A 24,096-nucleotide genomic window follows, 5' to 3' on the forward strand; every position below is an offset into this window, starting at 1 on the left:
AACGACCGGTTGATACGCGCAGAGTCAGAGGTTTTGCGACAGTTCCGCCGATCTCTGCCGCCTGGACTCGGCACGGGCCGAGAGCAGCGCAAGCAACAGAGCGAGCAACGTCAGTGCCGTTGCCGTCTGAAAGGTAACCTGCATCCCCCGCGCGGCGGCCGCGGAGCTCAGGAGTTGCTGGCCAACACCCAGGCTCTTCCCGATCGACGCCGCGGCAAATATGGTGCCCATCAATGACGCGCCGGTGATGAGGCCGAGATTGCGCGACAGATTGAGAAGACCTGATATGACGCCGCGCTCGGCGGCACCGACACCGCTCATCACGGCGGCATTATTGGAGGTCTGGAACAGGGCGTAGCCGAAGCAGGTGACGGCGATAGGAACGACATAGCTGGTGATGCCAAGTCTGGTCACGGCGAGTGACAGAAGGAACGTGCCGGTGGAGAGGCCAAGCAGACCGGCGACCATCGTTCTGCCCGCGCCGAAACGATCGGCAAGCCGTCCGGCCAGCAGCGCCGACAGGGTCGAGACAAGCGGGCCGGCCGACAGCACGATACCGACCATTGCGGCATCGAGCCCGAGCCCGCGCGACAGGTAGAATGGCGCGACCACCAGGGTCGCCATCATCACGGTTGCGACGATGAGGTTCATGGCCAGGCTGGCGCTCAGCCGCAGGTCGCGGAAGCCGGCGAACTTGACCAGGGGCGTCTTCACTTTCGTCTGCGCGACGGCGAACAGAACCACGCCGATGCCGGCCGCGACCAGCAGGCCGACATTGAGTGCGCCGAAATTGCCCCTGCCAAGCGTCATGGCCAGCGCGTAAGCGGCCAGCGTCAGGGCCAACAGGACGGTGCCCATGGCGTCGAATTCGCCCCGCGCGGCCTGCATTGTGTTGCTGCGCGCCGGCAACGCACGATAGGCGAGAGCGAACGTCAGCATGCCAACGGGGACATTGACGAGGAAGATCGCTTGCCAGCCGAAGCCCGCGATCAGGAGCCCGCCGAGCGAGGGTCCAAGTGTCGTCCCGATCGCGGACATGGCGCCGAGCAGGCCCATGGCGCTGCCGGTCCGGTCCTTGCCCACGGTTTCGGCGACAAAGGCCAGCGTCAGCGCCATCATCAGCGCCGCGCCAAGCCCTTGCACGGCACGTGCCGCAACCAGCAGCCACAGCGTCGGTGCGAGGCCACAGAGCACCGATGCCGATGTGAACAGCGCGATGCCGCCAAGCAGCAAAGGCCGGCGCCCGAACATGTCGGCCAGCCGTCCGGCGCTGACGATCAATGTGGTGATGGCGAGCAGGTAGGCGAGGACTACCCATTGCACCGACTGGAACGACGCCGAAAACGTCTGCATCAGCGAAGGCAGGGCGACGCTGGCAATGCTGGTTCCGAGCGAAGACAGCAGCGTGGCGAGCGACAGGCTTGCCAGCGCCCAGCTGGCGGATTGGGTCCGTAGCGGCGGTGCGCGCCCGTCCCGATTGTGCTCAGCGATTGCCACTGCGATCTCCTTTCGATCAGCCCCAGAAACGGAGCTGATGGAGATCTAACCTCCGAGGTGATATGGCGGAAGGCGCAGCATTTGCATGTTATTCGTGCATGAAGCGTCATATCATGTGCTATGGTCCGCCGATGCCAGATCTCAATCTGCTTTTTGCCCTCGACGTCCTGCTGACCGAAGGCAGCGTGGCGCGCGCCGCCAGCCGGCTGCGCCTCAGCCCTTCGGCAATGAGCCGGACGCTGGCGCGCCTGCGCGAAGCGACCGGCGACCCGCTGCTGGTTCGTGCCGGTCGCGGCCTGGTGCCCACCCCACGCGCGGAAGAGTTGCGGCAGCAGGTCGGTCGTGTCGTCCAGGACGCGGAGGCGCTCCTGCGCCCTGCCGACCTGCTCGATCTCAGGAGCCTGGACAGGATCTTCACGCTGCGGACCAATGACAGTTTCGTCGAGGAGTTCGCGCCGCGCCTTGTCACCCGTATTCAGGCCGATGCGCCCGGCGTGCGACTGCGTTTTGCGCCGAAGTCGGACAAGGATGTGATGTCGCTGCGTGAAGCGGCAATCGACCTGGAAATCGGCGTCGCTGGCGCAACCGGACCCGAAATGCGCATCCAGGCGCTGTTTCGCGACCGCTTCATCGGCGCGGTTCGGGCCGGCCATCCTTTGAGCCGGGGTGTGGTCACCGCTGAGCGCTATGCCGCTGGCCGCCACATCACTGTTTCGCGGCGGGGCCGCGAGAAGGGGCCGATCGACGAGGCGCTGAACCTGCTCGGCCTGCAACGGAACGTCGCGTGCATGGTTTCCGGTTTCTCGGCCGCGCTCGCCATGGCGAGCGCCTCGGACCTGATCGCCAGCGTGCCCGAGCGGCATACGCAAAGCGCGCGCGCCGGCATGCACAGATTCCCCCTGCCGGTCGCCACCGTCGAGGTCACCATCTCCATGCTGTGGCATCCGCGCCTCGATGCCGATCCGGCGCAGCGGTGGCTGCGCGGTTGCGTGCGGGAGGTCTGCGCAAGTGGCTGAAGTCAGCGCGCCATCGCCGCCTTTAGCACCTTGAAAATCCGCTCGTCTCCGCACTGGGCAACGTTGAAGCGCAGGAAACGGCTGGCTGTCCGGGACAGGCTGAACGCATTGCCTGGCGCCAGCACGATGTTTTCGGCCAAGGCGCGGCGGGCGACGTCGGCCGCATCCACGCCATCCGGCAGGCTGCACCACAGGAACAGGCCGGCCGGCTGATCGATCCAGGGTGTGATGCCGATCGCCTTCAGGCGGGTGCTCGTCTCGCCCATGGCGCGCGCCAGTCGCACCCGCAGCAGATCCATGTGCTTGCGGTAGCTGCCGTCCTTCAGGAGCGTCAGCACCAGTTCGGCCGCCAGTCGCCCGCCGCCGAAGGTCGTGGCGATCTTGAGGTCGGTCAGGCGCTCGATCCAATTATGGGGGGCGGCAATGAAACCGCAGCGAACCGACGCCGACAGTGTCTTGGAGAAGCTGCCGATATGAACAACCCGGCTGAGGCCATCGAACGCCGCCAGCCTGGGGGCGGGGGCGTGCTCGAAATCGGCGAAGATGTCGTCCTCGACGATGGTCAAATCCGATTGGTCGGCGAGTTTGAGCAGCCGGTGCGCGGTGACCGGCGACAGGATCGCGCCGCTCGGGTTATGGATGGCGGAATTGGTGATGTAGAGGCGCGGCCGGTGCTCGGCGAGCGCCTGTGCGAACAGGTCCAGATCAGGCCCCGACGGCGTATAGGGAACGCTGACGACCTTGGCCCGGTGCGCGCGCAGCAGAGCGTGGAAATTGAAATAGCAGGGGTCGTCGACCAGAACCGTATCGCCGGGTTCGATCAGGAACCGGCACAGGAGGTCGATGGCCTGCGTGCCCGATTCCGTCAGCATTATCTGTTCAGGGGAGACTTCGATGCCGTGCTGCGCCATGCGCCGCGCCAAGAGTTGCCGCAGCGGCGGCAGCCCAAGCGGCGTACCGTAGTCGGCAAGCGCAGCGTCGTCGGCGCGAGCCGCGGTGCGCAGCGCCCTTCGCAGTCCTGCCTGCGGCATCCACGATGCCGGTAGCCAGCCACAGCCGGGTTTCAGCATCTCGCCGCCGGCTTCCAGCGACTGGCGCGAGACCCAGAGCGGGTCGACTTCACGGTCGAGACGGGGGCCGATCTCGGCCAGCGACAGCGGCGCCAGCGGTCCGGCGGCATAAAAGCCCGAGCCGGGTCGTGAGCGGATCGTGCCTTCGGCGGCGAGCCGCTCATAGGCTTCGACCACGGTCGATTTGGAAACCTGCATGGATTTGGCGAAGGCGCGGATCGAAGGCAGTCGCGCCCCCGGCGTCAGGCTGCGCGCGGCGATGCGCTGGCGGATGGTCGCCATGACACCCTCGACCAGAGTGCGCGCACCGTCGGCTTCCAAGGTGAGGTCCATCATCCGTACTGCTCGATCCGCCATTACAGTTTTGCCAAATTGTACCTCATTGTCTCTGGCTACACCACATGTGCCGGCCTGATAGAGGGCGAAAGAAATGGGGCCTGCAATGGACAAGATCACGAGCGGCTGGATGAATGGATTTATCGGGGTGTTGATTTTCAGCGGCTCGCTACCGGCGACTCGCGTGGCGGTGATGGACTTCGATCCGACGTTCCTGACATCGGCCCGAGCCGCTATCGCCGGCCTGCTTGGTCTGGCAATGCTGCTCCTGTTCCGGCAGAAGCGTCCGCAGCGCGGGGATCTGCTGTCGCTGGTGATCGTTGCACTTGGCGTGGTTGTCGGCTTCCCCTTGCTGACCGCCCTTGCGCTGAAGCACGTCACCACCGCCCACTCGATCATCTTCGTCGGCCTGCTGCCCCTGGCGACCGCGATTTTCGGCGTGCTGCGCGGCGGCGACCGTCCTCGCCCGGCGTTCTGGCTGTTCTCGTGCGTGGGCAGCGCGCTCGTCGCGGGCTTTGCCCTGGCGCAAGGCGTGACCGCCTCGCCGGTGGGCGACGGTCTGATGCTGGCCGCCATCGTTGCCTGCGGCCTGGGCTACGCCGAGGGCGCTGCGCTGTCACGCAGGCTCGGCGGCTGGCAGGTGATCTGCTGGGCGCTGGTGCTGTCGCTGCCGATCATGCTGGTGCTGACGTTCGCGACGCTACCGCCATCCTTTGCCGGCGTCGGTTCCAGCGCCTGGATCGGTCTTGCCTATGTCTCGCTGTTCAGCATGCTGATCGGCTTCGTATTCTGGTATCGCGGGCTGGCGCAAGGCGGCATCGCCGCGGTGGGGCAGTTGCAGCTGCTGCAGCCTTTCTTCGGCCTCGCGCTGGCGGCGACGCTGCTGCACGAGCAGGTCAGCCCGCTAATGGTGGTCGTTACGCTCGGCGTGGTGCTGTGCGTGTTCGGCGCGAAGAAGTTCGCGCGGTAACGTGCCGCCGCTTGCTAAAATTTCGTCACCACACCGATGCCGATGCCCTCGAAGCCGCCCATCACCATCAAGGCCGCGGGCGCCTCATCGAGGCTGATCTTCTTGCCGACGAGCAGTTCGGGCTTGAGCTTGCCGTTGCGGATCATGTCCATCATCGCCTGGTAGCGATAGGCCTGCATGCCGTGGCTGCCGAGGATTTCGAGCTCGAAGGCAATGACCTTGTCCATCGGCACTTGCGGCCTGGCGTGCTCGCCCAGCATCAGGCCGACCTGCACGTGGCGGCCGCGCCTGCGCAGGTTCGCAATCGAGTTGAACGAGGTGGTGGGGTGGCCGAGCGCGTCCATCGACATGTGCGCGCCGCCATTGGTGATCTGCTTCACGGCCTTGACCACATTGGGTGTCGTCGAGGCGTTGATGGTGGCGGCTGCGCCGATCTTTTTGGCGAAATCCAGCTTCTCGTCGGTGAGGTCGATGGCGATGACGTTGGCGCCCATGGAACTGGCGATCATGATCGCAGACAGGCCGACGCCGCCGCAGCCATGCACGGCAACCCATTCGCCGGGCGTGACGCGCCCCTGATCGACGATGGCGCGAAACGAGGTGACGAAACGGCAGCCGAGGCTGGCGGCAGTGGCGAATTCCATTTCGTCGGGCAAGCGCACGAGATTGGTGTCGGCATGCTCGATGGCGACATATTCGGCGAAGGAGCCCCAGCCGGTGAAACCCGGCTGCGTCTGGTGTTCGCAGACCTGATGATTGCCGGAGGTACATTCGAAGCAGTTGCCGCAACCGACGGCGAACGGCACGGTGACGCGCTCGCCGGCTTTCCAGCGGGTGACCCGCTTGCCGGCGGCGACCACGATGCCGGCCAGTTCGTGGCCGGGGACATGTGGCAGTGTGATGCTGTCGTCATGACCCATCCAGCCATGCCAATCACTGCGGCACAGCCCGGTCGCCTCGACCTTGATGACCACGCCATCGGCAGCCGGTTTCGGATCGGGAACGGTCTGGATGGTCGGCGCTTCGCCGAATTTCTCGAAGACGACGGCTTTCATCGGTAACTCCACCCTGCTGCGCTGCGGGAAACGATAGCTGATTCCCTGTCCGGTCAAGGAGAAATCGATTCCGCCAGATATGCCGGCTATGTGCCGGCAGATGAAGGCTTACTCCGCATCGATCTGGTTCTCCGGCGCAGCTCTTTGGAAGGCCGGCAGCGCCATGCAGGCGGCGTTGATGCTTGCGATCGTCGGGTAGGGCGTCAGGTCGACGCCGAAGCGGGCGTTGCTGGTGACTTGCGCGGCCAGGCAGATGTCGGCCAGCCCCGGCGTGTCGCCGTGGCAGAATTTTCCGATCTTGGGCGACGAGGCCAGAATTTTTTCAAGCGGCTGAAAGCCTTCGTTGACCCAGTGGCGGAACCAGTTGGCGATGTCCTGGTCGCCGGCGCCGAACAAGGTGCGCAGCGAGGTGAGCACGCGCAGATTGTTCACCGGATGGATGTCGCAGGCGATCATCTGCGCCAGCATCCTGACGCGCGCCCGGCCGGCAGCGTCCTTCGGCAGAAGCGGCGGTTCCGGTGTGGTCTCGTCGAGGAATTCGATGATCGCCAGCGATTGCGTCAGCAGCGTGCCGTCGTTCCATACAAGGGCCGGCACCAGTCCCTGCGGATTGACCGCGAGATAGGCTGCCTCCAGATGGTCGCCGTGGCGCAGATGATGCGGGACGTAGTCGTATGTCAGCCCCTTCATCTCCAGCGCGATCCGCACCCGGTACGAGGTGGAGGAGCGGTAGTAGTTATGAAGGACGATGTCGCTCACGCGGTCACCTCGGCTGGCCGATGGTCACTTCGATGGTACCGATGCCATCGACGCCGCCGGTTATTGTCTCGCCCGGCCTGACCGCGCCGACACCGGCCGGCGTGCCGGTGAAGATCAGGTCGCCGGGTTCCAGTTCCATGCCCTCGCTGCAGATGGAGACGATGTCTGATATTGGCCAGATCAGCTCGGCCAGATCGGCATCCTGCTTGACCTCGCCGTCGACGGCGAGCCAGATGCGGCCCTTTTGCGGATGGCCCGACTTCAGTGCCTGGACCAGCGGGCCGCAAGGCGCGGAACGGTCGAACGCCTTCGACCAATCCCAGGGCCGGGCTGCCTTCTTGGCCTCGTCCTGCAGGTCGCGGCGGGTGAGGTCTATGCCGACGGCATAACCCCAGACATGATCCAGCGCCTTGTCGCGAGGGATACGGAAGCCGGCCTTGCCGATCGCCGCGACCAGTTCGATTTCGTGGTGCAGATTGGCCGTCAGCGGCGGGTAGGGGATATCGGCGCCGGAATCGACCACCGCGTCGGCCGGCTTGGTGAAGAAGAACGGCGGATCGCGCTCGTCGTTGCCGAATTCGCGCGCGTGCGCCGCGTAGTTGCGACCGACACAGAAGATGCGACGCATGGCAAAACGCTCGGCGGAGCCGCTGACAGCGATCGAAGGCGTCGGCGGGACGGGGAGGACGAAGGCGGTCATGGCGGTCTCTGCGTTCGATATCGGATGCTGGCGGTAGCTTCGGCCGATTTCGGGGGCCGGGCAAGGCGTCGAATTTTCATAGAGCACGGGTGTTGCCTCGTCTGTTTAAGAAATTCGGAGTTCCCATTACCTATGCAGCGATGCATGCTGTCGACCGGCGATAGACTATTTGCCAATAATCCGGCCGCGCTCGCGGGACTACGCTGTGCCGGAAATTGAAAACGGGCTTCGGAGCGAACGCCATGAGCGCAACCAGTGATCGCGCCCGGTTCCTGATTATCGACGACCATCCGCTGTTTCGCGAGGCGCTGCACAGCGCCGTGCAGATGGCCTATCCGGAGGTCGACACTGTGGAGGCGCGCTCGATCGGCGAGGCGCTTGATCTTCTCGCCGGCGCAAAGCCGTTCGACCTTGCCTTGCTCGACCTCAGCATGCCCGACGTGCACGGGTTCGACGGGCTGCTCCAGCTCAGGACCCGCTATCCGCGCCTGCCGGTGGTGATCGTGTCGGGCTATGAGGAGCCGAGGATCATTTCCGAGGCGCTGTCCTACGGTGCTGCCGGCTTCATCCCGAAATCGGCCCGCAAGAGCGATCTCGCCGCCGCCATCCGCTCGGTGATGGAAGGGGCGGTTTACGTTCCGGAAACCTACGAAGGCCGGCCTCCGGACGCCGAAAGCACCGACCGAGCCGACATGGTCCAGCGCCTGTCCACGCTGACGCCGCAACAATTGCGCGTGCTCCAGATGCTGCGCCAGGGCCTGCTCAACAAGCAGATCGCTTACGAGCTGCAGGTGGGAGAGACCACGGTCAAGGCGCATGTGTCCGAAATCCTGCGCAAGCTCAATGTCTATAGCCGCACGCAAGCGGTGATCGAGGTGTCGAAGCTCGACAATGCGGAGCTGTTTCGCGACCAGGTCGGGTTTTGAGCCTGCCCACGGGTGATGGTCAGGCGAACAAGGTAAAAGTGCGCTGTCACCGTAATCGTAGTCGAAGGTAAAAGTGCACTGTCACCGTATTCTAGAAGTGCACTGTCACCGAAATTCCCGAACCACCTTCTCATCAGCAATTACGGTGACAGTGCACTATTTCCGTTTCGCCGCCTGCCTCGTTTTCCCAATTTCACGCAATTACGGTGACAGTGCACTATTTTCGTTTCGCCGCCTGCCTTCCCCCAAAAGAAAACGCACTGGTAAAAGTGCACTGTCACCGAATTCCGAATTCGAAATTCCTGTCACCGAAATTCGAGATTCCGAAATTCGGGATTGAACATTACGACAGCGAAAATCTCATCAGCGGGCGGGCCGTATCGCGGTGCGCGACGGCTTGGAAACCTGCTCTCTCGAAGGTCGACACGTATCCGCTACCGGTTGCGCTCGGCGACTTGCCGCCGTCGAGCGGCATCGCCTCGATCGCTTTCGCGCCACGTCGTCTTGCGTGAGCAACGCTTGCCTCGATCAGCGTCCGGGTTATCCCACGGCGGCGATAGCCCTTGCGTACATAAAAACAGGAGATGAACCAAGTTTCTTGCCCGCGATCTTCGGCCCCGAGCCACCTTCTCATCAGGTAAGGCACGGCTTCGACGGGCGTGACTTGGCACCACCCGACGGCCATTGGTCCGTCGAAGGCCAAAAGGCCCTGAGGTATGTCGCCGGACAGTGCCGTTTGCTGAAATTCACGCCGATTCTCATCGGGCGGCCGGTTACGGTAGGCTGGGCCGATCCTTCCGTACATGCACCAGCAACGACCGACAGGTCCGCTCGCCGAAAACAGATCCACGAGCGCCGGCCAATTCAGTCGAGAAGGCGGTTCGACTCGAAAGCTCATCGACCACAAACGCCGCCAGCCGCCAGCGGGTTCGGTTGCAGCGCAGACACAGTCGGCGTAATTCCGGCCCCTAAGCCAGCAAATGCGCCAGCAGGGCGCGCAGTTGTGCCGGTTTCAGCGGCTTGCGCATCAGTTCGATGCCGCCGGCCCGCGCCGCCTTGGCGACGGCTTCGGATGCGTCGGCGGTGACGATCAACGCCGGTACGGCGCGGCCGAGATAGTCGCGGACCTCGGCGATGGTGGTGGTGCCGAGATCGCCGCCGTCGAGATGCTGGTCGGCAATGACGATGTCGGGCACCCAGTCGGTGTCGCCGAGCATACCCAGCGCATCGTCGGTCGAGGTCGCGGCGCGCACCAGGCATTGCCAGCGTTCGAGCAGGAAGGTCATCGCCTCCAGCACCTCGGCATCGTTCTCGACCAGCAGCACCTTGGTGCCGAACAGGCCGTAGCCGCGCGGCCGCTCCAGGCTGGCGGCGCTGGCGATGGCGTCGGCCGGCGCGCCGATGCCGACAGGAACGTCGATATGGAAAATCGTGCCGCGCCCTACCTTGGACGAAAACGTCACGGGATGGCCGAGGGCGCCGGCGATGCGGCGCACGATGGCCAGCCCGAGGCCCAGACCGCCGCCGGCGAGTTCGGCATTGGCCGGCAAGGTGCCGCGATGGAATTCCTCGAACACCGCCTCGCGCTGGTCGTCGGGAATGCCGCAGCCGGTATCGGCGACATCGATGCGAATGGTGTCGCCGCGATGCCTGGTGCCGACCAACACGCCGCCCGAACGGGTATAGCCCAGCGCATTTGAGAGGATGTTCTGGAGGATGCGGCGCAGCAGTGTCCGGTCGGAGCGGACCACGGCGTTTACCGGCCGGAATTTCAGCAACAGGCCCTTCATTTCCGCCACCGGCTGAAAATCCGAACGCAGCGACGAGAACAGCGCTTCCAGGCTGACGTCGCCTATGTCGGGTTGCACCACGCCGGCATCGAGCTTGGAAATATCGAGCAGCGTACGCAGCAGGTCTTCCATCGTTTCCAGCGAGCGCTCGACCTGCCGCACCAGCTTCCTGCCTTCGTCGCTGGTCTGCACTTCGGCGAGCGCCGAGACGGAAAGGTGGGCCGCGTTCAGCGGCTGCAGCACGTCGTGACTGGCGGCGGCGAGAAACCTCGTCTTGGACAGGTTCGCCAGCTCGGCATTCTCCTTGGCGGCGCTGAGATCGACGTTGGACTGCTCAAGCCGCCGCAAGGTCGCGTGCAGTTCCTCCGTTCGCGTGCGCACCCGGTTCTCGAGCGAAATCGCGGTCTGGAACAGCGAAAAGGCGTTGACTTGATGGTCCATCGACCGCTCGACGCGGCTGATGAGAGCGGCGTTGATCTTCTTCAGCTTTTCGAGGTCGTTTATGTTCCTGAGCGGCATCTTGTTTCGCCGTCCTATTCCGCCGCCTGGCGGTCGCCAAAGGCGATGCCGGTAAAAGTCTGGTTCAGGTGCATCGACCGGTATTGTTCGCCATAGGTGCCGAAGCCGACGACATTGTTGACCCTGTACAGCTCCGAAATCTCACGAAAGACTTGCCGGTTGAGCGCGTCCAGCCGGCGCAGCACGCAGTCGAAGCCGAGGATCATGTCGATGCCGCCCAGCCTCTCCTCGACTTCGCGCAGCGCCGTCCGTGTCGATTCGACCATATCCTTGGGCCGCGCGATCGACAGCACGACACCGTCGTCTATCGCGCAAAAGAACGACAGCGAGCCATCCGTGTGCATCTTCTGGATCGAGCGGCAGTAGTACTCACCGCCCACCTTCACCACCATGGGATGCGAAGCGAAGCTCAGCGGCGTCATGGCCTGCGTGACGATGCCGACCGACGCGGCATACTCCTCCGCCGCGCTGACGGCGTTGAACTCCCGCACGATGCGGTGGTCGGGATCGGACGCCGTCACCACCAGCTTTTCGTCGGTCGGAACGAAATTGTCGGTCTTGAAGACGTGGAAAGGGATTTCGGTAGCGATCAGCACGATAATGGCGCTGTCGGAAGTGACCTTGCCATTGGAGATCAGGCGCGTCGTTTCGAATTTCAAATCGTCGCCGGCCGAGCCGCCGAGCAGCGGTATGTCGTCGAGGCCCCAGTGGATGGCCGAGCTTACCGCTTCCTCGGCGTAGGACAGCCCGTCGATGAAGCAGAGCGCGAAAGTGTTCTCGGTCCGCTCCGTGCCGACGCGGGCGTGCAGCGTGCGCCGCAAGGCCTCGACCTCACCGGTTATCCTGTCCATGCCCGACGATGAGAGGCTGTCGACCATGGTGCTGACCGCGGTGAACGAGGCCGAGGGAAACAGCATGGCCAGCACATGACCTTCTTCGAGACCCTGCGGGGTGATCTCGCCGGCTGTCGAACACCCGACATGGTGGAGTGCCGGCGCATGGGTCGAGAGCGCCCGCGAAAGGGCGCCGGCCTCGACGAGGCTCTGGGAAAAGAACAGAAGCGCAAAACCGGCGCCGATGTCGGCGGCTTCGGTGGCCACCGCGCGTGCGAAAACATCCGGGTCCGGCTCGTCCGTGGTCAGCGCCGACAAGCCGCATGCGTAACGCGTCCGTGAACTGGTCAGCGGCGTTCTCCCGCGTTTCCTCCGACGCGTTCTTATGCGCGTCGAGCGCGCGGGCGTCGGAGGCTATTGTTGCCGTCAATCTGTGTTTTGGCAATGGGACCGGGGAATGCACGTTTTGGCCCTGGCCATGACCGAAAGTACAATGATCCGACTTTCCGCCGTGTTGTTTTTTGTGCATTGTGCGGTGTACGAATGAGACATGGCCGAGGCGCCCATGGGCGCGCGGGCGGCGTGATGACCAAGGTGATACCCAGGGAGGGACCATGTCGGACGTTTCGTTGATGGTGAACGGCAAGCGGGTCAGCGGCGTTGCCGAGGATCGAATGCTGCTGGTTCACTTCCTGCGGGAGAATCTCGGCCTGACCGGCACGCATGTCGGATGCGACACCTCGCAATGCGGTGCCTGCGTGATCCATGTCGACGGCAAGGCGGTCAAGTCCTGCACCATGCTTGCGGTTCAGGCGTCCGGTTCGACCATCGTGACGATTGAAGGTCTGGCCAACGGCGCCGATCTCCACCCCATGCAAGCGGCGTTCAAGGAACATCATGGACTGCAATGCGGCTTCTGCACGCCGGGCATGATCATGGCGGCGACCGACATGATCAACCGCCATCCCGGAGGCCTCGACGAGGCGACGGTGCGTGCCGAGCTCGAAGGCAACATCTGCCGCTGCACCGGCTATCACAATATAGTCAAGGCAATCCTTGCCGCATCGAAGACGATGGCCAAGGGCGCGAAGGGCAAGGCGAAGCAGGCTGCGTGAGATAGAGAAGGCAGTAGGCGAGTAGGGCAGAAAGGCCGTAGGGAACAACAGTCAATTTCCTATTGCCTTGCTGCCCTGCTCACCTGCCGCCCTACAATTCTGGGAGGAATTTCCGATGGGCATTGAAGGGGTTGGCGCTCGGGTCGCGCGCAAGGAAGACAAGAGGTTCATCACCGGCGCCGGCCGTTATGTCGACGACATGGTGGTTCCCGGCATGAAGCATGCAGCCTTCGTGCGCAGCCCGCACGCGCATGCGCAGATCAAGAAGATCGACGTCAGACAAGCGCAAGCCATGCCCGGGGTCATTGGCGTGCTGACCGGCAAGGAGCTCAAGGCCGATGGCATCGGCAATCTCATCTGCGGTTGGATGATCCATTCCAAGGACGGCACGCCGATGAAGATGGGCGCGTGGTCGCCGCTTGCCGTCGACAAGGTCCGTTATGTCGGCGATGCGGTCGTCGTGGTGGTGGCGGAAACGAAGGGCCAGGCGCGCGACGCGGCCGAGGCCGTGGAAATCACCTACAAGGAGCTGAAGGCGGTCGTCGATGCGAGCAAGGCACTTGAGAAGGGCGCGCCGCAGATCCACGCCGAAGCCGAGAACAACCTGATCTTCGACTGGGAACTCGGCGACGGCAAGGCGACCGACGCGGCGATCAAGGCGGCCGCGCATGTCACCCGCATGAAGATCGTCAACAACCGGCTGGTGCCGAACGCGATGGAGCCGCGCGCAGCACTTGGCCATTACGACAAGGCCGAGGATCACTATACCTGCTGGACGACGTCGCAGAACCCGCATGTCGCGCGGCTGGTGATGAGCGCCTTCTACAACGTTGCGCCTGAGAACAAGTTGCGCGTCATCGCGCCCGATGTCGGCGGCGGGTTCGGTTCGAAGATCTACATCTATCCCGAAGAGATCGTCTGCCTGTGGGCGTCCAAGAAAACCGGCGTGCCGGTCAAATGGGTCGCCGACCGCACGGAAAGCTTCCTGTCGGACGCGCATGGCCGCGACCACATCTCGACCGTGGAAATGGCCTTCGACAAGAACAACAGGATTACCGGGCTGAAGGTCGACACGATCGCCAATCTCGGCGCCTACATGTCGCTGTTCTCGTCTTGTGTGCCGACCTACCTCTACGCGACGCTGCTGTCGGGCCAGTACGACATCCCGGCCATCCATGCCAATGTCCGGGCCGTCTACACCAATACGGCACCTGTCGATGCCTATCGCGGGGCAGGGCGGCCGGAGGCCACCTATCTCCTGGAACGCACCATGGAAACGGCGGCGCGCGAGCTCGGATTGTCTCCAGCCGAACTGCGGCGGAAGAACTTCATCACCTCATTCCCGCACCAGACGCCGGTGATCATGAACTACGACGCCGGCGACTATGCGGCTTCGCTCGACGCGGCCATGAAAGCCGCCGACTATTCCGGCATGGCCAAGCGCAAGGCGGCCGCCGCCAAGAACGGCAAGCTGCGCGGCATCGGCATGAGCTGCTACATCGAAGCCTGCGGCCTCGCGCCGTCGGCGGCGGTCGGTTCGCTCGGTGCCGGCGTCGGCCTGTGGGAATCAGCCGAAGTGCGGGTCAATGCCGCCGGCACGATCGAGGTGCTGACCGGCTCGCACAGCCATGGCCAAGGCCATGAGACGACGTTCGCGCAACTGGTCAACCAGCGTTTTGGGGTGTCGATCGACTCGGTTTCGATCGTCCACGGCGACACCGACAAGGTGCAGATGGGCATGGGCACCTATGGCTCGCGCTCCGGCGCGGTCGGCATGTCAGCGGTTGCCAAGGCGCTCGACAAGGTGGAGGCCAAGGCGAAGAAGATCGCCGCCCATCTGCTCGAGGCCGACGAGGGCGACATCGTCATCGAGAACGGTGCGCTGAAGGTGGCCGGGACCGACAAGAACGTACCATGGTTCCAGATGGCGCTTGCCGCCTATACCGCGCACAATCTGCCTGCGGGGATGGAGCCTGGGCTGAAGGAAACCTCTTTCTATGATCCCTCGAACTTCACTTTCCCGGCAGGCTGCTACATCTGCGAGGTCGAGATCGATCCGGAGACCGGAACCACCGAGATCGTGCAGTTCGTCGCAGCCGACGATTTCGGCAACATCATCAATCCGATGATCGTTGAGGGCCAGGTTCATGGCGGCATCGCGCAAGGGGTCGGCCAGGCACTGCTGGAAGGCGCTTATTACGACTCGAGCGGGCAATTGCTGACGGCGAGCTACATGGATTACACCATGCCGCGCGCCGACGACCTGCCGTCATTCAAGGTCTCGACCTCGAACACGCCGTGCCCAGGCAATCCGCTCGGGATCAAGGGCTGCGGCGAGGCCGGCGCCATCGGCTCACCGCCGGCGGTGATCAATGCCATCACCGACGCCATCGGCATTACCGACATCGCCATGCCGGCGTCGCCTTCCACCGTGTGGACGGCAATCCGCGCTTCGAAGCACTGAAAAGCAGATAGCGAATAGGGAGTAGCGAATAGGGAAAGCGCGGTGCGAAGGAACAGGCGCTATTCGCTGCTCGCTACTCCCTATTCGCTCCTTCCCCAGGGAGAAACCAATGTACGCAGTCAACTATCACCGTGCCGCCTCGGTCGCCGATGCCGTAAAACTCTTGAAGAGCGGCGACGCCAAGCTTTTATCTGGCGGCATGACGCTGATTCCCGCCATGAAGACACGGCTGGCCGCACCTTCCGATCTTGTCGACCTGTCGCACATCAAGGAGCTGCAGGGCGTGAGAGTGTCGGGCAAGACGATCACCATCGGTGCCGCCAGCACGCATTTCGACGTTGCCAATGACGAGAAGCTGAGGAAGGCCTGTCCGGCGCTTGCCCATCTGGCGTCGCTGATCGGTGACCCGGCGGTGCGCTACAAGGGCACGATCGGCGGCTCGATCGCAAACAACGATCCGGCGGCCGATTATCCGGCGGCATTGCTGGCGCTGGGCGCCACCATTATCACCAACAAACGTGAGATTGCCGCCGACAAGTTCTTCAAGGGCCTGTTCGAAACGGCGTTGAAGGACGGCGAGATCATCACCGCGGTGAATTTCACCGCGCCGGCCAAGGCTGCGTATGAAAAGTTCCGCAATCCGGCCTCGCGCTACGCGATCGTCGGCGTGTTCGTGGCCAAGGGCAAGGACGGCGTCAGCGTTGCCGTCACCGGCGCCGGCGATGACGGCGTCTTCCGTTCGAAGGAGATCGAAGCCGCGCTTGCGAAGAATTTCGAGGCTGCGTCGCTCGACGGCGTCAAAGTGCCGGCTAAGAACCTGATGAGCGATATTCACGCTTCCGCCGATTATCGCGCCAATCTGGTCGTGGTCATGGCCAAACGCGCGGTGGCGGCAGCCAACGCCTGACGGTTGCCGGTCCGCCGGTCGATCAAGGGCCCGCGTGGCCCTTTTTTCGTGCGAGCGACTGTATCGCCGAATTGTGGACAACTGTTCGCACTGGTGGTGGAGGTGTCCTGGCTTCAATCTCGCACTTGCACAAAGCAATATTGCACTGCACTATACCGGCGACCAACGCGAGCCGGGTTCGGAGTGTCTATCCGCGACCCTTTTCGCATATTTCAATGCGAAGGGAGCCGGCATGACCGACATCTCCGCGACGCATGTCGTTCCGCCTCGATCCGTCGCCGACAAAGGTGCCAGGACAAGACTGGCCTATCTCGATGGATGGCGCGGGCTGTCGATCGCGCTGGTGCTGATCGGCCATTTTTTTCCCGTTCCCGGAATCAATCTCGGAGTGCTGGGCGTCGAATTCTTCTTCGTGCTCAGCGGTCGCCTGATGGCCGAGATTCTTTTCATCGAGCGTTACCCGCTGAAGAAGTTCTTCAAGCGCCGTTTCTCGCGCATCTACCCGGCTCTGCTGATCTTCGTCGTCGTCACCCTGATCGCGCTGTCGGGCACGTTCGTCGCCTTCAAATGGAAGGCGGCGCTGACGGCACTGACGTTCACCTATAATTATGCCGGGATTCTCGTTACCCGCGCCGGGGCGCTGGATCATATCTGGTCGCTCTGCGTCGAAGAACACGCCTACATCATTCTGGCGCTGATCAGCGCCACCGTTCCCGGCCGCAACCGTGTCATCCCGTTCCTGGTAACGCTGGCTTTGCTCGCCATGGCGAACGGCGCGCTGTCATATTGGGTGTTCAGGCTGGACTACGAGCACACTTACTGGCGCACCGATGTGCATATCGCCTCGATCCTGCTGTCGGCTTCGATCTGCCTGCTCAAGGCCGAAGGCAGGCTGCCGGCGGTCTTCATGGGCAGGCATGTTGCGCTGGCGGCATCGGTCGGCGCCGTTGTGCTGTTCCTCGATCCTGTGTCGACGCCGATCCATTATCTGTTGGCCGTGCCGTTGCTGGCGCTGGCCGTCAACGCACTCGATTTCAGCAGCAGGACCCTTTCGGGGCTGTTGTCGTCCTGGCCGATGGCGACGCTGGGGCTGTGGTCGTATTCGCTCTATCTGTGGCAGCAGCCGTTCTACAAATTCGTCTACGAGCAAGGCAGCAACCCATGGCTGATGCTGGCCTGCGTCTTTGCCTGCGCGCTCTGCAGCTACTACGTCGTCGAACGGCCGGCGCGCGAATGGCTTAACCGCAACTGGTGAATGCCGTCGCCAGCTAGTGATAAGCGCCAGCAGGGCTTGTTTGCCTGGCGAGCAGGTCATCAATCAATGCCTTCCGATCTATCCAGCGGGTACACGGCGACCTGCTTATGGCTACAGGTCCATTTTCTTAGACATTGGTCTTAATGGCGGGCATTCCTTGTTGCCTCGCCTCTTCGCCAACCTAGTTTGTTCCCGGAACACATTTGAGAGGATGGCTCGCAGAACGCATCTGGGAGGATGGAATGGCTATGACTGGAGAAGGGCCGGGCGGCTGGCTCGACCGCTCGCGCATCGTTGCTGACCCTGGCTTCAACAGGTGGATGGTGCCTCCGGCGGCACTCTGCATTCATCTATGCATCGGCCAAGCCTATGCGTTCAGCGTCTTCAACCTGCCAATGTCGAAGCTGATCGGCATCACCGACTCGGCGCCCGACGACTGGAAGCTGACGGGACTCGGCTGGATATTCTCGATCGCGATCCTGTTCCTGGGCATAGCGGCGGCGTTCGGCGGCGGCTGGCTGGATCGGGTCGGGCCCCGCAAGGCCATGGTCGCGGCCGCCTGCTGCTTTGGCGGCGGCTTCATCGTTTCGGCGCTTGGTGTTTATCTCCATCAGCTGTGGATCATCTATCTTGGCTATGGCGTGCTCGGCGGCATAGGCCTCGGCCTCGGCTACATCTCGCCGGTCAAGACGCTGATCAGCTGGTTTCCAGACCGGCCAGGCATGGCGACCGGCATGGCGATCATGGGTTTCGGCGGCGGCGCCTTCATCGCTTCGCCGCTTTCGGTCTATCTGATGAAGCTGTTTTCGACGCCTGAGCATATCGGCGTCGCTGAAACCTTCCTCGTGCTCGGCGTCGTCTATTTCGTCTTCATGCTGATCGGGGCTCTTATCGTCAGGGTGCCGCCGGAAGGCTGGCGGCCTGCCGGCTGGACGCCGCCGGTGGGGCGGAATGCGATGGTGACGACGTCCAATGTCCATCTCGACGATGCGCTCAAGACGCCGCAGTTCTGGTTGCTGTGGGCCGTGCTGTGCCTCAATGTGACCGCAGGCATCGGCGTCCTCGGCCAGGCCTCGGCCATGAGCCAAGAGATGTTCCCGGGGCGCATCTCAGCTGCGGCGGCCGCCGGTTTCGTGGGCCTGCTTTCGATCTTCAACATGCTCGGCCGATTCTTCTGGGCATCCACCAGCGACTACATCGGTCGCAGGAAGACCTACGCCATCTTCTTCGCGCTGGGCGTCGTCCTCTATGCGGCGGTGCCGTGGACCGGCCGGTCGGGCAGCGTGTTCCTGTTCGTGCTGTTCTATGGCATCATCCTCAGCATGTATGGCGGCGGCTTCGCCACCATCCCCGCTTATCTGCGCGACGTCTTCGGCGTGCGCTATGTCGGCGCCATCCATGGCCGCCTGTTGACGGCGTGGTCAGTGGCGGGCGTTCTGGGACCGGTGCTGGTCAACTACATCAGGCAGTACCAGATCGACAGCGGCGTGGCGAAGGCCGACGCCTACACGGTCACCATGTACATCATGGCCGGCCTGCTCGTTGTCGGCTTCCTGCTCAACCTGCTGATGCGGCCGGTCGATGCGCGCTTCCACATGAAGGCCGAAACGGCTGCTGCTTAAGGATATTCACATGCCGCAAGACAACAGCAATCCGATCAAGCTGACGCTGGCCTGGCTGCTCGTCGGCATCCCGCTGGTGTGGGGTTTCTGGATGACTTTGATGAGCGCGGCCGCGCTGTTCCAATAATCGCGCCTCAGGCAGGGATCCGCCTGGCATAATAGCGCACTGACTTCTTGCCGCTATGGATCACCGCGTCGCCGACTTCGGCAAAGCCGAGCGTGGCGTGGAAGGCGTCGGAGGCCGGATTGGGCGGATCGGTGTTGACCTCGCAGGTGACCAGCGTGTGGCCAGCACGCTCCGCATGGTCGAACAGATCCTGATAGAGCCGGCGGGCGTGGCCGCGGCCCCTGGCTTGCGCCGCCACGACGACCCGATCGACATAGACGAAGCGTTCGTAGCGCTCGCAAAACCACAGGAAATTCGGGCTGTCGTAGCCGGCCTCCTGGTCGAAGGTCATGATGAAGGCGTCGAGGTCGCCGATGCGGCGCGCGTAGAACGCCTCGCTTAGCAGGAAGGTCAGCCGCTCGGGTTCGAGCCATGACAATTCGGCGGCATGCTCGTTGTTGAGCGCCAGGATCGCGGCTTCGTCTTCCGCCGATACGCGGCTAATCGGGGCGGGGGACACGATCATGCCTTGGCCGCAGCAATCGTGGCCGCGACCAGTGGCGTGTCGGTCAAAATGTTGCGGTACTCGCGGTCGAGATCGGAGCCGCCCATGCCTACCTTGGGATTGCGGTAACGCATGGCGCTCGGCACGTCCTTGAGGGCGGCGAAATGCATCTCGGCCAGCCCGGTCGTTTTGCGCACCTGAGCGATGTTGCCGAGATCGAGCCCGCCGCAGCCGAGAATGACGATGCGGTCGCCGGCCTGGCGCACCAGATCCGCCAACAGGGGCAATCCTTCGACCGCGCTGTCGCGCTGGCCGCTGGTCAGCACGCGGCCGACCTTGCAGCGGATCAGCGCTTCCAGCGCCTCGGCGGGATCGCGCGTCATGTCGAAGGCGCGATGGCAGGTGACGTTCAGAGGTCCGGCGGCCTCTGTCAATTCGCGCATGCGCTGCTCGTCGATGGTGCCGTCGGCGTTCAGGCAGCCGAACACGACGCCGGGCACGCCGAGGCCGCGTAGCGCGACGACGTCGGCGAGCATCGAACGATACTCGGTCTCGCTGTAGAGAAAGTCGCCGCCGCGCGGCCGCACCATGACGTGAAACGGCACGGTCGCCTGCTCGAGAGCGGCGCGCACCGTGCCGAGGCTCGGCGTGATGCCACCTTCGACAAGGCTGGCGCACAGTTCGACACGGTCGGCGCCGGCAGCCTGGGCGGCCAGCAGGCCGTCGATACCTTCGACACAGATTTCGATCAGCGGCAGGCTAGTTTCTCTGGTCAAGCGGCGATCCCGTCCATGATTTCGGCGCCAGCCCTAGCACTGGAGCAATTTCAGGAGAAGCGTGAAACGGCTTTCCGTCCGGAATTGCGTAAAACAAGGAAATAGAGGTTCGGCGGTTGCATGAAACGTGAAACCGCTCTGGGCCGATTGGCGCGAACCACCCGAACAGGACCGCTACTTGGGCCAGGCGGCAATTCCATGCTTGACACTTTCATAACCGCTGAGTTATTGAATAACTCATAGCCGGCGAGTTATTGATTGTGCTCGACGGCACGACCGTGGCGAAGAAGGAGCTAGGCATGGCGGAAACCAAATCGATCGTCGTCGAACGGCTGTTTCCCCATTCGGCGGAAAAGATATGGCGCGCACTGACCGTGCCCGAGCTCGTTGCCGAATGGCTGATGCAGAATGATTTCGCGGCGCAAGAGGGGCATCGCTTCACCTTCCGGGCGGCACCGGTGCCGGGCTGGTCCGGCGTGACGAACTGCGTTGTGCTGAAAGTCGAGGCACCGCGACTGCTTGCCTACAGCTGGGGCGACGGGACCGAGTCCGACAGCGGACTGAAAACCCTGGTGACTTGGTCGCTCACGCCCGAGGGCGCGGCGACCCGGGTGCGGATGGAGCAGTCGGGATTCCGGCCCGCCGACGAGCGCGGATATAAGGGCATGGGAAGCGGCTGGCCGGGTATTCTCGATCGGCTCGAACAAGTCGCGGCAAGGCAAGACTGAGACGTCACCGGACGACGGTCGGCATCAAAGATAGTCTCATCAAACTCAAAACCCGGATGCGCGGCGTCCGGGCCGGCAAACGCGCCCTGCCGAAACGCTTCGAAAGGAGAAGACCATGCAAGCCAGAATCAAGAATCCCGTGATGCTCATCCCCGGTTCCCTGCAGGCGCTTCTGGCGCTGGACAAGTCGACCGAGACGGCCGGCGTGCCCTACATCACGCGCAAGCTGGTCCATCTGCGCGCCAGCCAGATCAATGCCTGCGCGCTCTGTGTCGACATGCATGCCCGCGAATTGAAGACGGCCGGCGAGAAGGATGAGCGCATCTTTGCCCTCTCGGCATGGGGGGAAACGCCATACTTCACCGACGCCGAGCGGGCGGCCCTGGCGCTGGCCGAGGCGGGCACGAGGCTCGCCGACCGGCCGGACGCCGTGCCCGACGATGTCTGGGACGAAGCCGCCCGGCACTACGATGAAAAGGCGCTTGCCGCGCTGACGATCCAGATCGCCCTGATCAACGCCTTCAACCGGCTGAACGCCACGACGCGGCAGATGGTTGGCACCTGGGGCTGAGGCCTGAGCGTGGGAGGCGCTATGATGCCTCGCGAGCGCAGAGCTTTCGGGTCAGGGCGTGGATATCGGGCTTGGCCGCTACTGGCGCAGCTCCGTGTTCTTGGCGCCTTCCTCGACCTGGTCGATCACCAGCAGCTTGACCGGGGCATCGCCCGTATTGGTGGCCTGGTGCCATTGTCCGATCATCTCGATGATGAAATCGCCCGTCTTGTAGGTGTTGCTGTCGCCGGTCTCGACATTGGTGACCTTCAGCGTGCCGGCCTCGACATAGGCGTAGCGCGGGAAGGGGTGGCGGTGCACCGGCAAGGTCGCGCCCGGCGCGATGTCGTAGGTCGAAACCAGCACCTGAACGTTCTTCCGCGGCAGCGTGATCGGCTGGCCGGAAGCGGTCGTGGTGCGCGACGCCAGCGGGGTGACGACGACGGGCGTGCCGCTGGGGTCCAGCGCCTGGGCGGAATTTGTGGAAGATACCGCCGCGAGCAGCAGCCCCGAGATAAGAACTTTGCGCATGATTCGCTCCGGCCCTGCGCCACCATCGCGCTGATGCCAGCCCCGTGCAAGTGTCGGCGGAAACCGGAGCCGAGTGGTTGACGCGCTGCCGGGCACCCGGCCGAAAGCCTGCCCAGGGCGTTAGATTTGCTGGACAATAGCAGTTTCAAAAAAATTCGAATGGGCCCTCTTGAAGGAAAAAATCGCGATTACCAGATCGATCTACCGTCGGGGCTTCGGCTCGACGAACTGGGCGTCGCGGCGGCGCTGCGACGATCCTCGCAATCCATGTTGCTTCACGGAGGATATGGCTATGAGAAGCTTTGATTATGCCCCCCTTTACCGCACAACGGTCGGCTTCGACCGACTCTTCGACATGCTTGAAAATGGCGCGCGCTCCGACTGGCCGCCCTACAACATCGAGAAGAACGGCGAGAACGACTACCGCATCACGATGGCCATAGCGGGCTTTGGCCTCGACGAGGTCGAACTCGTGCAGAACGGACCCGAACTGTCCGTGAGCGGACAGAAAAAGCCCGATCCGGAAAACAGGGAAATCCTTCACCGTGGCTTGGCGATAGGCAACTTCAAACAGGTGTTCAAGCTGGCCGACCATGTCAGGGTCAAGGCAGCTAACCTCCACAACGGCCTGCTGTCGGTGGATCTGATCCGCGAAGTGCCCGAGGAACTCAAGCCTCGCCGCATCGAGATCGGCTCGGAAGCCAAGGCGGTTTCGCTGAAGGAAGCCGAAAAACAAGCAATCGAAATGGATACAGAACCGCGACGCAAGGCGGCCTGATCCTGTTTACTCAGTCTGCGGTCCGCTCCCGATTTTGCCGGGAGGCATAGATTGCGGAGAATGGAGATGAAACTCGAAACCAGTGGCTTTCACGAACAATCCAAAAACCTCGCCGAGGGAACCGCTGCACTGCCCGATCGGGTGCTGAACGACCACACCATGACAATCGGTGCCAAGCGAGCCTTGCTCGCTTCCTGGGCCTCCGACGCTCATGCTGTTCCCGACCGGCCAACCTTGCGTCGGTTGGACAACGGTGCCGTCGTGGCGGTCAGCGAGATACTTCGCGCGCTGCGCTCCCTGGATCGACGCGCGCAGCAGCCGGGCAACATCGGCCTGGCGTTCGACCGGCACCGCAGGAAAGACCGGCTCAAATGGATAAGGCGCCCTTGGCGGGACGACGATGACGACCCACCGCCAAGTCCGGTCCACGCGGCGGTGCCACCCAGATTTGGAGGTGGTGGCATGTTGGCGGAGCCCGAGCATGCGGTCGCGTAAAGATCTCAATCATCAATCCCAAATCGTTCAGCTGAAGGAGGACTACATGAGCGATAGGACATTCGATCGGCCGGTCCTGGTCAAGAACGGCCAGTTTGTCCAAGAAATAGGGTGTCTCGAAGATGCCTTCGATTTCTTCGATGAGTGGCCAAGGGAACGGCGCGGCCCGATTTTCGATACGGCCTATCGAGCCTGCCAGCGCGCGTATGACGGCCAGATTTCGCCATCGATCGCGCGCGATGCTTTTGCCGGATTCGCGAGATCCGCCAAGATCCTGCAGGAGGCGCTTGCTCCACTGCCCTGGATGGCAAGCTCCAAGTCGGGTCGCGGTGGGGTGGCCGTCTAGCTTCGACGAAGGCAGCGGCGCCACTGAAGTGGTGCCGCTGCGGTTTATCGGCTCCCGCATAGCGGCGGCGTTTCTGGGAACCGTCCGTATCAGTTCGCTGTTGTATCAAAGGCGCATTACCGCGCTCTAAAACAGGAGATGACGATGAAACAGGTTCTTCTGACGTCGGCCATGCTGGTCTTGTCCGCCGGACTTGCCTTTGGTCAGTCGAGCACGACAACGACCTCCACGACGACTAAAACGATGCCAAGCACAACCGATCAAGGCACCGACAAGACCACCACGAATGCCACCAATCCGAACTCGGCCAAGGATTGCGCCCCGGGCCAACAGACCGGCAGTGCGAAACAGGCTGCTCCTGGCCAGCAGGACACCGGTGCAAAAACGGCTGCTCCAGGTCAGATGAAGAAAACGACGGAAGGTTGCTAGTCGCTGCCCGCGGACGCC

At 63.2% G+C, this 24,096-nt stretch carries 26 protein-coding genes; 15 read left to right on the forward strand and 11 right to left on the reverse strand.

Annotated features, from left to right (window positions below; genetic code table 11):
* Positions 1–24: 24 nt before the first annotated feature.
* Positions 25–1,497, reverse strand: a complete 1,473-nt coding sequence (locus tag NKI49_RS26090) for an MFS transporter (RefSeq protein ID WP_352598010.1) — start codon at positions 1,495–1,497, stop codon at positions 25–27.
* A 131-nt stretch (positions 1,498–1,628) separates the two neighbouring features.
* Here NKI49_RS26090 and NKI49_RS26095 point away from each other — a divergent pair, with 131 nt between their 5' ends.
* Positions 1,629–2,513: a LysR family transcriptional regulator gene (locus tag NKI49_RS26095; RefSeq protein WP_352598060.1), complete on the forward strand. Its 885-nt coding sequence runs from the start codon at positions 1,629–1,631 to the stop codon at positions 2,511–2,513.
* Between the two features lie 2 nt (positions 2,514–2,515).
* On the opposite strand, the gene NKI49_RS26100 is transcribed toward NKI49_RS26095, so the two are convergent.
* Positions 2,516–3,919, reverse strand: coding sequence for an aminotransferase-like domain-containing protein (locus tag NKI49_RS26100; RefSeq protein WP_352598011.1), 1,404 nt, complete (start codon positions 3,917–3,919; stop codon positions 2,516–2,518).
* Between the two features lie 106 nt (positions 3,920–4,025).
* Here NKI49_RS26100 and NKI49_RS26105 point away from each other — a divergent pair, with 106 nt between their 5' ends.
* A complete protein-coding gene (locus NKI49_RS26105; RefSeq protein WP_352598012.1) occupies positions 4,026–4,889 on the forward strand; it encodes a DMT family transporter in 864 nt (287 codons plus the stop codon).
* Between the two features lie 14 nt (positions 4,890–4,903).
* On the opposite strand, the gene NKI49_RS26110 is transcribed toward NKI49_RS26105, so the two are convergent.
* From NKI49_RS26110 to NKI49_RS26120, 3 genes are all read right to left on the reverse strand, one after another.
* Entirely contained in the window at positions 4,904–5,944 is a 1,041-nt protein-coding gene (locus NKI49_RS26110; RefSeq protein ID WP_352598013.1) for a zinc-dependent alcohol dehydrogenase family protein, read from the reverse strand.
* 108 nt (positions 5,945–6,052) lie between these two features.
* Positions 6,053–6,703 carry a maleylacetoacetate isomerase gene (gene maiA, locus NKI49_RS26115; RefSeq protein ID WP_352598014.1) on the reverse strand — a complete coding sequence of 217 codons (651 nt, stop codon included), beginning with the start codon at positions 6,701–6,703 and terminating at the stop codon, positions 6,053–6,055.
* Positions 6,704–6,707: 4 nt separating this feature from the next.
* Positions 6,708–7,403 carry a fumarylacetoacetate hydrolase family protein gene (locus NKI49_RS26120; protein WP_352598015.1) on the reverse strand — a complete coding sequence of 232 codons (696 nt, stop codon included), beginning with the start codon at positions 7,401–7,403 and terminating at the stop codon, positions 6,708–6,710.
* A gap of 242 nt (positions 7,404–7,645) precedes the next feature.
* On the opposite strand from NKI49_RS26120, the gene NKI49_RS26125 reads away from it, so the two are divergent.
* Positions 7,646–8,329, forward strand: a complete 684-nt coding sequence (locus NKI49_RS26125) for a response regulator (RefSeq protein WP_352598016.1) — start codon at positions 7,646–7,648, stop codon at positions 8,327–8,329.
* A 343-nt stretch (positions 8,330–8,672) separates the two neighbouring features.
* Here NKI49_RS26125 and NKI49_RS26130 read toward each other — a convergent pair whose 3' ends face one another.
* The 3 genes from NKI49_RS26130 to NKI49_RS26140 all read right to left on the reverse strand — a co-directional run bounded on the left by NKI49_RS26130 (position 8,673) and on the right by NKI49_RS26140 (position 11,789).
* Entirely contained in the window at positions 8,673–9,227 is a 555-nt protein-coding gene (locus NKI49_RS26130) for a GNAT family N-acetyltransferase (RefSeq protein WP_352598017.1), read from the reverse strand.
* Positions 9,228–9,297: 70 nt separating this feature from the next.
* On the reverse strand, positions 9,298–10,638 hold the full coding sequence (locus NKI49_RS26135; protein WP_352598018.1) for a hybrid sensor histidine kinase/response regulator: 1,341 nt from the start codon (positions 10,636–10,638) through the stop codon (positions 9,298–9,300).
* Between the two features lie 14 nt (positions 10,639–10,652).
* Positions 10,653–11,789 carry an FIST N-terminal domain-containing protein gene (locus NKI49_RS26140; RefSeq protein ID WP_352598019.1) on the reverse strand — a complete coding sequence of 379 codons (1,137 nt, stop codon included), beginning with the start codon at positions 11,787–11,789 and terminating at the stop codon, positions 10,653–10,655.
* A gap of 296 nt (positions 11,790–12,085) precedes the next feature.
* On the opposite strand from NKI49_RS26140, the gene NKI49_RS26145 reads away from it, so the two are divergent.
* From NKI49_RS26145 to NKI49_RS33465, 6 genes are all read left to right on the forward strand, one after another.
* Positions 12,086–12,586, forward strand: a complete 501-nt coding sequence (locus tag NKI49_RS26145; RefSeq protein WP_352598020.1) for a (2Fe-2S)-binding protein — start codon at positions 12,086–12,088, stop codon at positions 12,584–12,586.
* Between the two features lie 115 nt (positions 12,587–12,701).
* Positions 12,702–15,050 (forward strand): xanthine dehydrogenase family protein molybdopterin-binding subunit, encoded by a 2,349-nt coding sequence (locus NKI49_RS26150; RefSeq protein ID WP_352598021.1) that lies wholly within the window; start codon positions 12,702–12,704, stop codon positions 15,048–15,050.
* 109 nt (positions 15,051–15,159) lie between these two features.
* Positions 15,160–15,957: an FAD binding domain-containing protein gene (locus NKI49_RS26155; RefSeq protein ID WP_352598022.1), complete on the forward strand. Its 798-nt coding sequence runs from the start codon at positions 15,160–15,162 to the stop codon at positions 15,955–15,957.
* Positions 15,958–16,189: 232 nt separating this feature from the next.
* The gene (locus tag NKI49_RS26160; RefSeq protein WP_352598023.1) at positions 16,190–17,212 is read left to right on the forward strand and encodes an acyltransferase family protein; all 1,023 of its coding nucleotides are present in this window, start codon (positions 16,190–16,192) and stop codon (positions 17,210–17,212) included.
* A 242-nt stretch (positions 17,213–17,454) separates the two neighbouring features.
* A complete protein-coding gene (locus tag NKI49_RS26165; RefSeq protein ID WP_352598024.1) occupies positions 17,455–18,834 on the forward strand; it encodes an L-lactate MFS transporter in 1,380 nt (459 codons plus the stop codon).
* A gap of 10 nt (positions 18,835–18,844) precedes the next feature.
* On the forward strand, positions 18,845–18,961 hold the full coding sequence (locus NKI49_RS33465; RefSeq protein ID WP_155914890.1) for an MFS transporter small subunit: 117 nt from the start codon (positions 18,845–18,847) through the stop codon (positions 18,959–18,961).
* A 7-nt stretch (positions 18,962–18,968) separates the two neighbouring features.
* On the opposite strand, the gene NKI49_RS26170 is transcribed toward NKI49_RS33465, so the two are convergent.
* Positions 18,969–19,466, reverse strand: coding sequence for a GNAT family N-acetyltransferase (locus tag NKI49_RS26170; RefSeq protein WP_352598025.1), 498 nt, complete (start codon positions 19,464–19,466; stop codon positions 18,969–18,971).
* Positions 19,463–20,221, reverse strand: coding sequence for a copper homeostasis protein CutC (locus tag NKI49_RS26175; RefSeq protein WP_352598026.1), 759 nt, complete (start codon positions 20,219–20,221; stop codon positions 19,463–19,465). The genes NKI49_RS26170 and NKI49_RS26175 overlap by 4 nt, the downstream gene beginning before the upstream one ends.
* A 299-nt stretch (positions 20,222–20,520) precedes the next feature.
* On the opposite strand from NKI49_RS26175, the gene NKI49_RS26180 reads away from it, so the two are divergent.
* Both NKI49_RS26180 and NKI49_RS26185 read left to right on the forward strand, forming a co-directional pair.
* On the forward strand, positions 20,521–20,949 hold the full coding sequence (locus tag NKI49_RS26180; RefSeq protein WP_352598027.1) for an SRPBCC family protein: 429 nt from the start codon (positions 20,521–20,523) through the stop codon (positions 20,947–20,949).
* Between the two features lie 115 nt (positions 20,950–21,064).
* On the forward strand, positions 21,065–21,520 hold the full coding sequence (locus NKI49_RS26185; protein WP_352598028.1) for a carboxymuconolactone decarboxylase family protein: 456 nt from the start codon (positions 21,065–21,067) through the stop codon (positions 21,518–21,520).
* A gap of 78 nt (positions 21,521–21,598) precedes the next feature.
* Here the strand turns inward: NKI49_RS26185 and NKI49_RS26190 are convergent, their stop codons facing one another.
* Positions 21,599–22,030, reverse strand: coding sequence for a cupin domain-containing protein (locus NKI49_RS26190; RefSeq protein WP_352598029.1), 432 nt, complete (start codon positions 22,028–22,030; stop codon positions 21,599–21,601).
* A gap of 292 nt (positions 22,031–22,322) precedes the next feature.
* Between NKI49_RS26190 and NKI49_RS26195 the strand changes: the two genes are divergently transcribed.
* The 4 genes from NKI49_RS26195 to NKI49_RS26210 all read left to right on the forward strand — a co-directional run bounded on the left by NKI49_RS26195 (position 22,323) and on the right by NKI49_RS26210 (position 24,078).
* Entirely contained in the window at positions 22,323–22,808 is a 486-nt protein-coding gene (locus tag NKI49_RS26195) for an Hsp20 family protein (protein ID WP_352598030.1), read from the forward strand.
* A 66-nt stretch (positions 22,809–22,874) separates the two neighbouring features.
* Complete coding sequence (locus tag NKI49_RS26200) at positions 22,875–23,303, forward strand: hypothetical protein (protein ID WP_352598031.1); 429 nt, start codon at positions 22,875–22,877, stop codon at positions 23,301–23,303.
* Positions 23,304–23,349: 46 nt separating this feature from the next.
* The gene (locus tag NKI49_RS26205; protein WP_352598032.1) at positions 23,350–23,649 is read left to right on the forward strand and encodes a DUF982 domain-containing protein; all 300 of its coding nucleotides are present in this window, start codon (positions 23,350–23,352) and stop codon (positions 23,647–23,649) included.
* A 144-nt stretch (positions 23,650–23,793) separates the two neighbouring features.
* Positions 23,794–24,078: a hypothetical protein gene (locus NKI49_RS26210; protein ID WP_352598033.1), complete on the forward strand. Its 285-nt coding sequence runs from the start codon at positions 23,794–23,796 to the stop codon at positions 24,076–24,078.
* Positions 24,079–24,096 lie beyond the last annotated feature (18 nt).

Source organism: Mesorhizobium sp. M0587, assembly GCF_040320945.1.
Lineage (GTDB): Bacteria > Pseudomonadota > Alphaproteobacteria > Rhizobiales > Rhizobiaceae > Mesorhizobium.

What these genes read in the sequence shown, in the direction of transcription:
- NKI49_RS26210 (WP_352598033.1), top strand. Translation starts at nt 23,794, where the DNA reads ATGAAACAGGTTCTTCTGACGTCGGCCATGCTGGTCTTGTCCGCCGGA.
- NKI49_RS26095 (WP_352598060.1), top strand. Translation starts at nt 1,629, where the DNA reads ATGCCAGATCTCAATCTGCTTTTTGCCCTCGACGTCCTGCTGACCGAA.
- NKI49_RS26145 (WP_352598020.1), top strand. Translation starts at nt 12,086, where the DNA reads ATGTCGGACGTTTCGTTGATGGTGAACGGCAAGCGGGTCAGCGGCGTT.
- NKI49_RS26160 (WP_352598023.1), top strand. Translation starts at nt 16,190, where the DNA reads ATGACCGACATCTCCGCGACGCATGTCGTTCCGCCTCGATCCGTCGCC.
- NKI49_RS26180 (WP_352598027.1), top strand. Translation starts at nt 20,521, where the DNA reads ATGGCGGAAACCAAATCGATCGTCGTCGAACGGCTGTTTCCCCATTCG.
- NKI49_RS26155 (WP_352598022.1), top strand. Translation starts at nt 15,160, where the DNA reads ATGTACGCAGTCAACTATCACCGTGCCGCCTCGGTCGCCGATGCCGTA.
- NKI49_RS26165 (WP_352598024.1), top strand. Translation starts at nt 17,455, where the DNA reads ATGGCTATGACTGGAGAAGGGCCGGGCGGCTGGCTCGACCGCTCGCGC.
- NKI49_RS26205 (WP_352598032.1), top strand. Translation starts at nt 23,350, where the DNA reads ATGAGCGATAGGACATTCGATCGGCCGGTCCTGGTCAAGAACGGCCAG.
- NKI49_RS26130 (WP_352598017.1), bottom strand. Translation starts at nt 9,227, where the DNA reads ATGAGCTTTCGAGTCGAACCGCCTTCTCGACTGAATTGGCCGGCGCTC.
- NKI49_RS26200 (WP_352598031.1), top strand. Translation starts at nt 22,875, where the DNA reads ATGAAACTCGAAACCAGTGGCTTTCACGAACAATCCAAAAACCTCGCC.
- NKI49_RS26100 (WP_352598011.1), bottom strand. Translation starts at nt 3,919, where the DNA reads ATGATGGACCTCACCTTGGAAGCCGACGGTGCGCGCACTCTGGTCGAG.
- NKI49_RS26185 (WP_352598028.1), top strand. Translation starts at nt 21,065, where the DNA reads ATGCAAGCCAGAATCAAGAATCCCGTGATGCTCATCCCCGGTTCCCTG.
- NKI49_RS26190 (WP_352598029.1), bottom strand. Translation starts at nt 22,030, where the DNA reads ATGCGCAAAGTTCTTATCTCGGGGCTGCTGCTCGCGGCGGTATCTTCC.
- NKI49_RS26110 (WP_352598013.1), bottom strand. Translation starts at nt 5,944, where the DNA reads ATGAAAGCCGTCGTCTTCGAGAAATTCGGCGAAGCGCCGACCATCCAG.
- NKI49_RS26125 (WP_352598016.1), top strand. Translation starts at nt 7,646, where the DNA reads ATGAGCGCAACCAGTGATCGCGCCCGGTTCCTGATTATCGACGACCAT.
- NKI49_RS26135 (WP_352598018.1), bottom strand. Translation starts at nt 10,638, where the DNA reads ATGCCGCTCAGGAACATAAACGACCTCGAAAAGCTGAAGAAGATCAAC.
- NKI49_RS26120 (WP_352598015.1), bottom strand. Translation starts at nt 7,403, where the DNA reads ATGACCGCCTTCGTCCTCCCCGTCCCGCCGACGCCTTCGATCGCTGTC.
- NKI49_RS26195 (WP_352598030.1), top strand. Translation starts at nt 22,323, where the DNA reads ATGAGAAGCTTTGATTATGCCCCCCTTTACCGCACAACGGTCGGCTTC.
- NKI49_RS26105 (WP_352598012.1), top strand. Translation starts at nt 4,026, where the DNA reads ATGGACAAGATCACGAGCGGCTGGATGAATGGATTTATCGGGGTGTTG.
- NKI49_RS26170 (WP_352598025.1), bottom strand. Translation starts at nt 19,466, where the DNA reads ATGATCGTGTCCCCCGCCCCGATTAGCCGCGTATCGGCGGAAGACGAA.
- NKI49_RS26150 (WP_352598021.1), top strand. Translation starts at nt 12,702, where the DNA reads ATGGGCATTGAAGGGGTTGGCGCTCGGGTCGCGCGCAAGGAAGACAAG.
- NKI49_RS33465 (WP_155914890.1), top strand. Translation starts at nt 18,845, where the DNA reads ATGCCGCAAGACAACAGCAATCCGATCAAGCTGACGCTGGCCTGGCTG.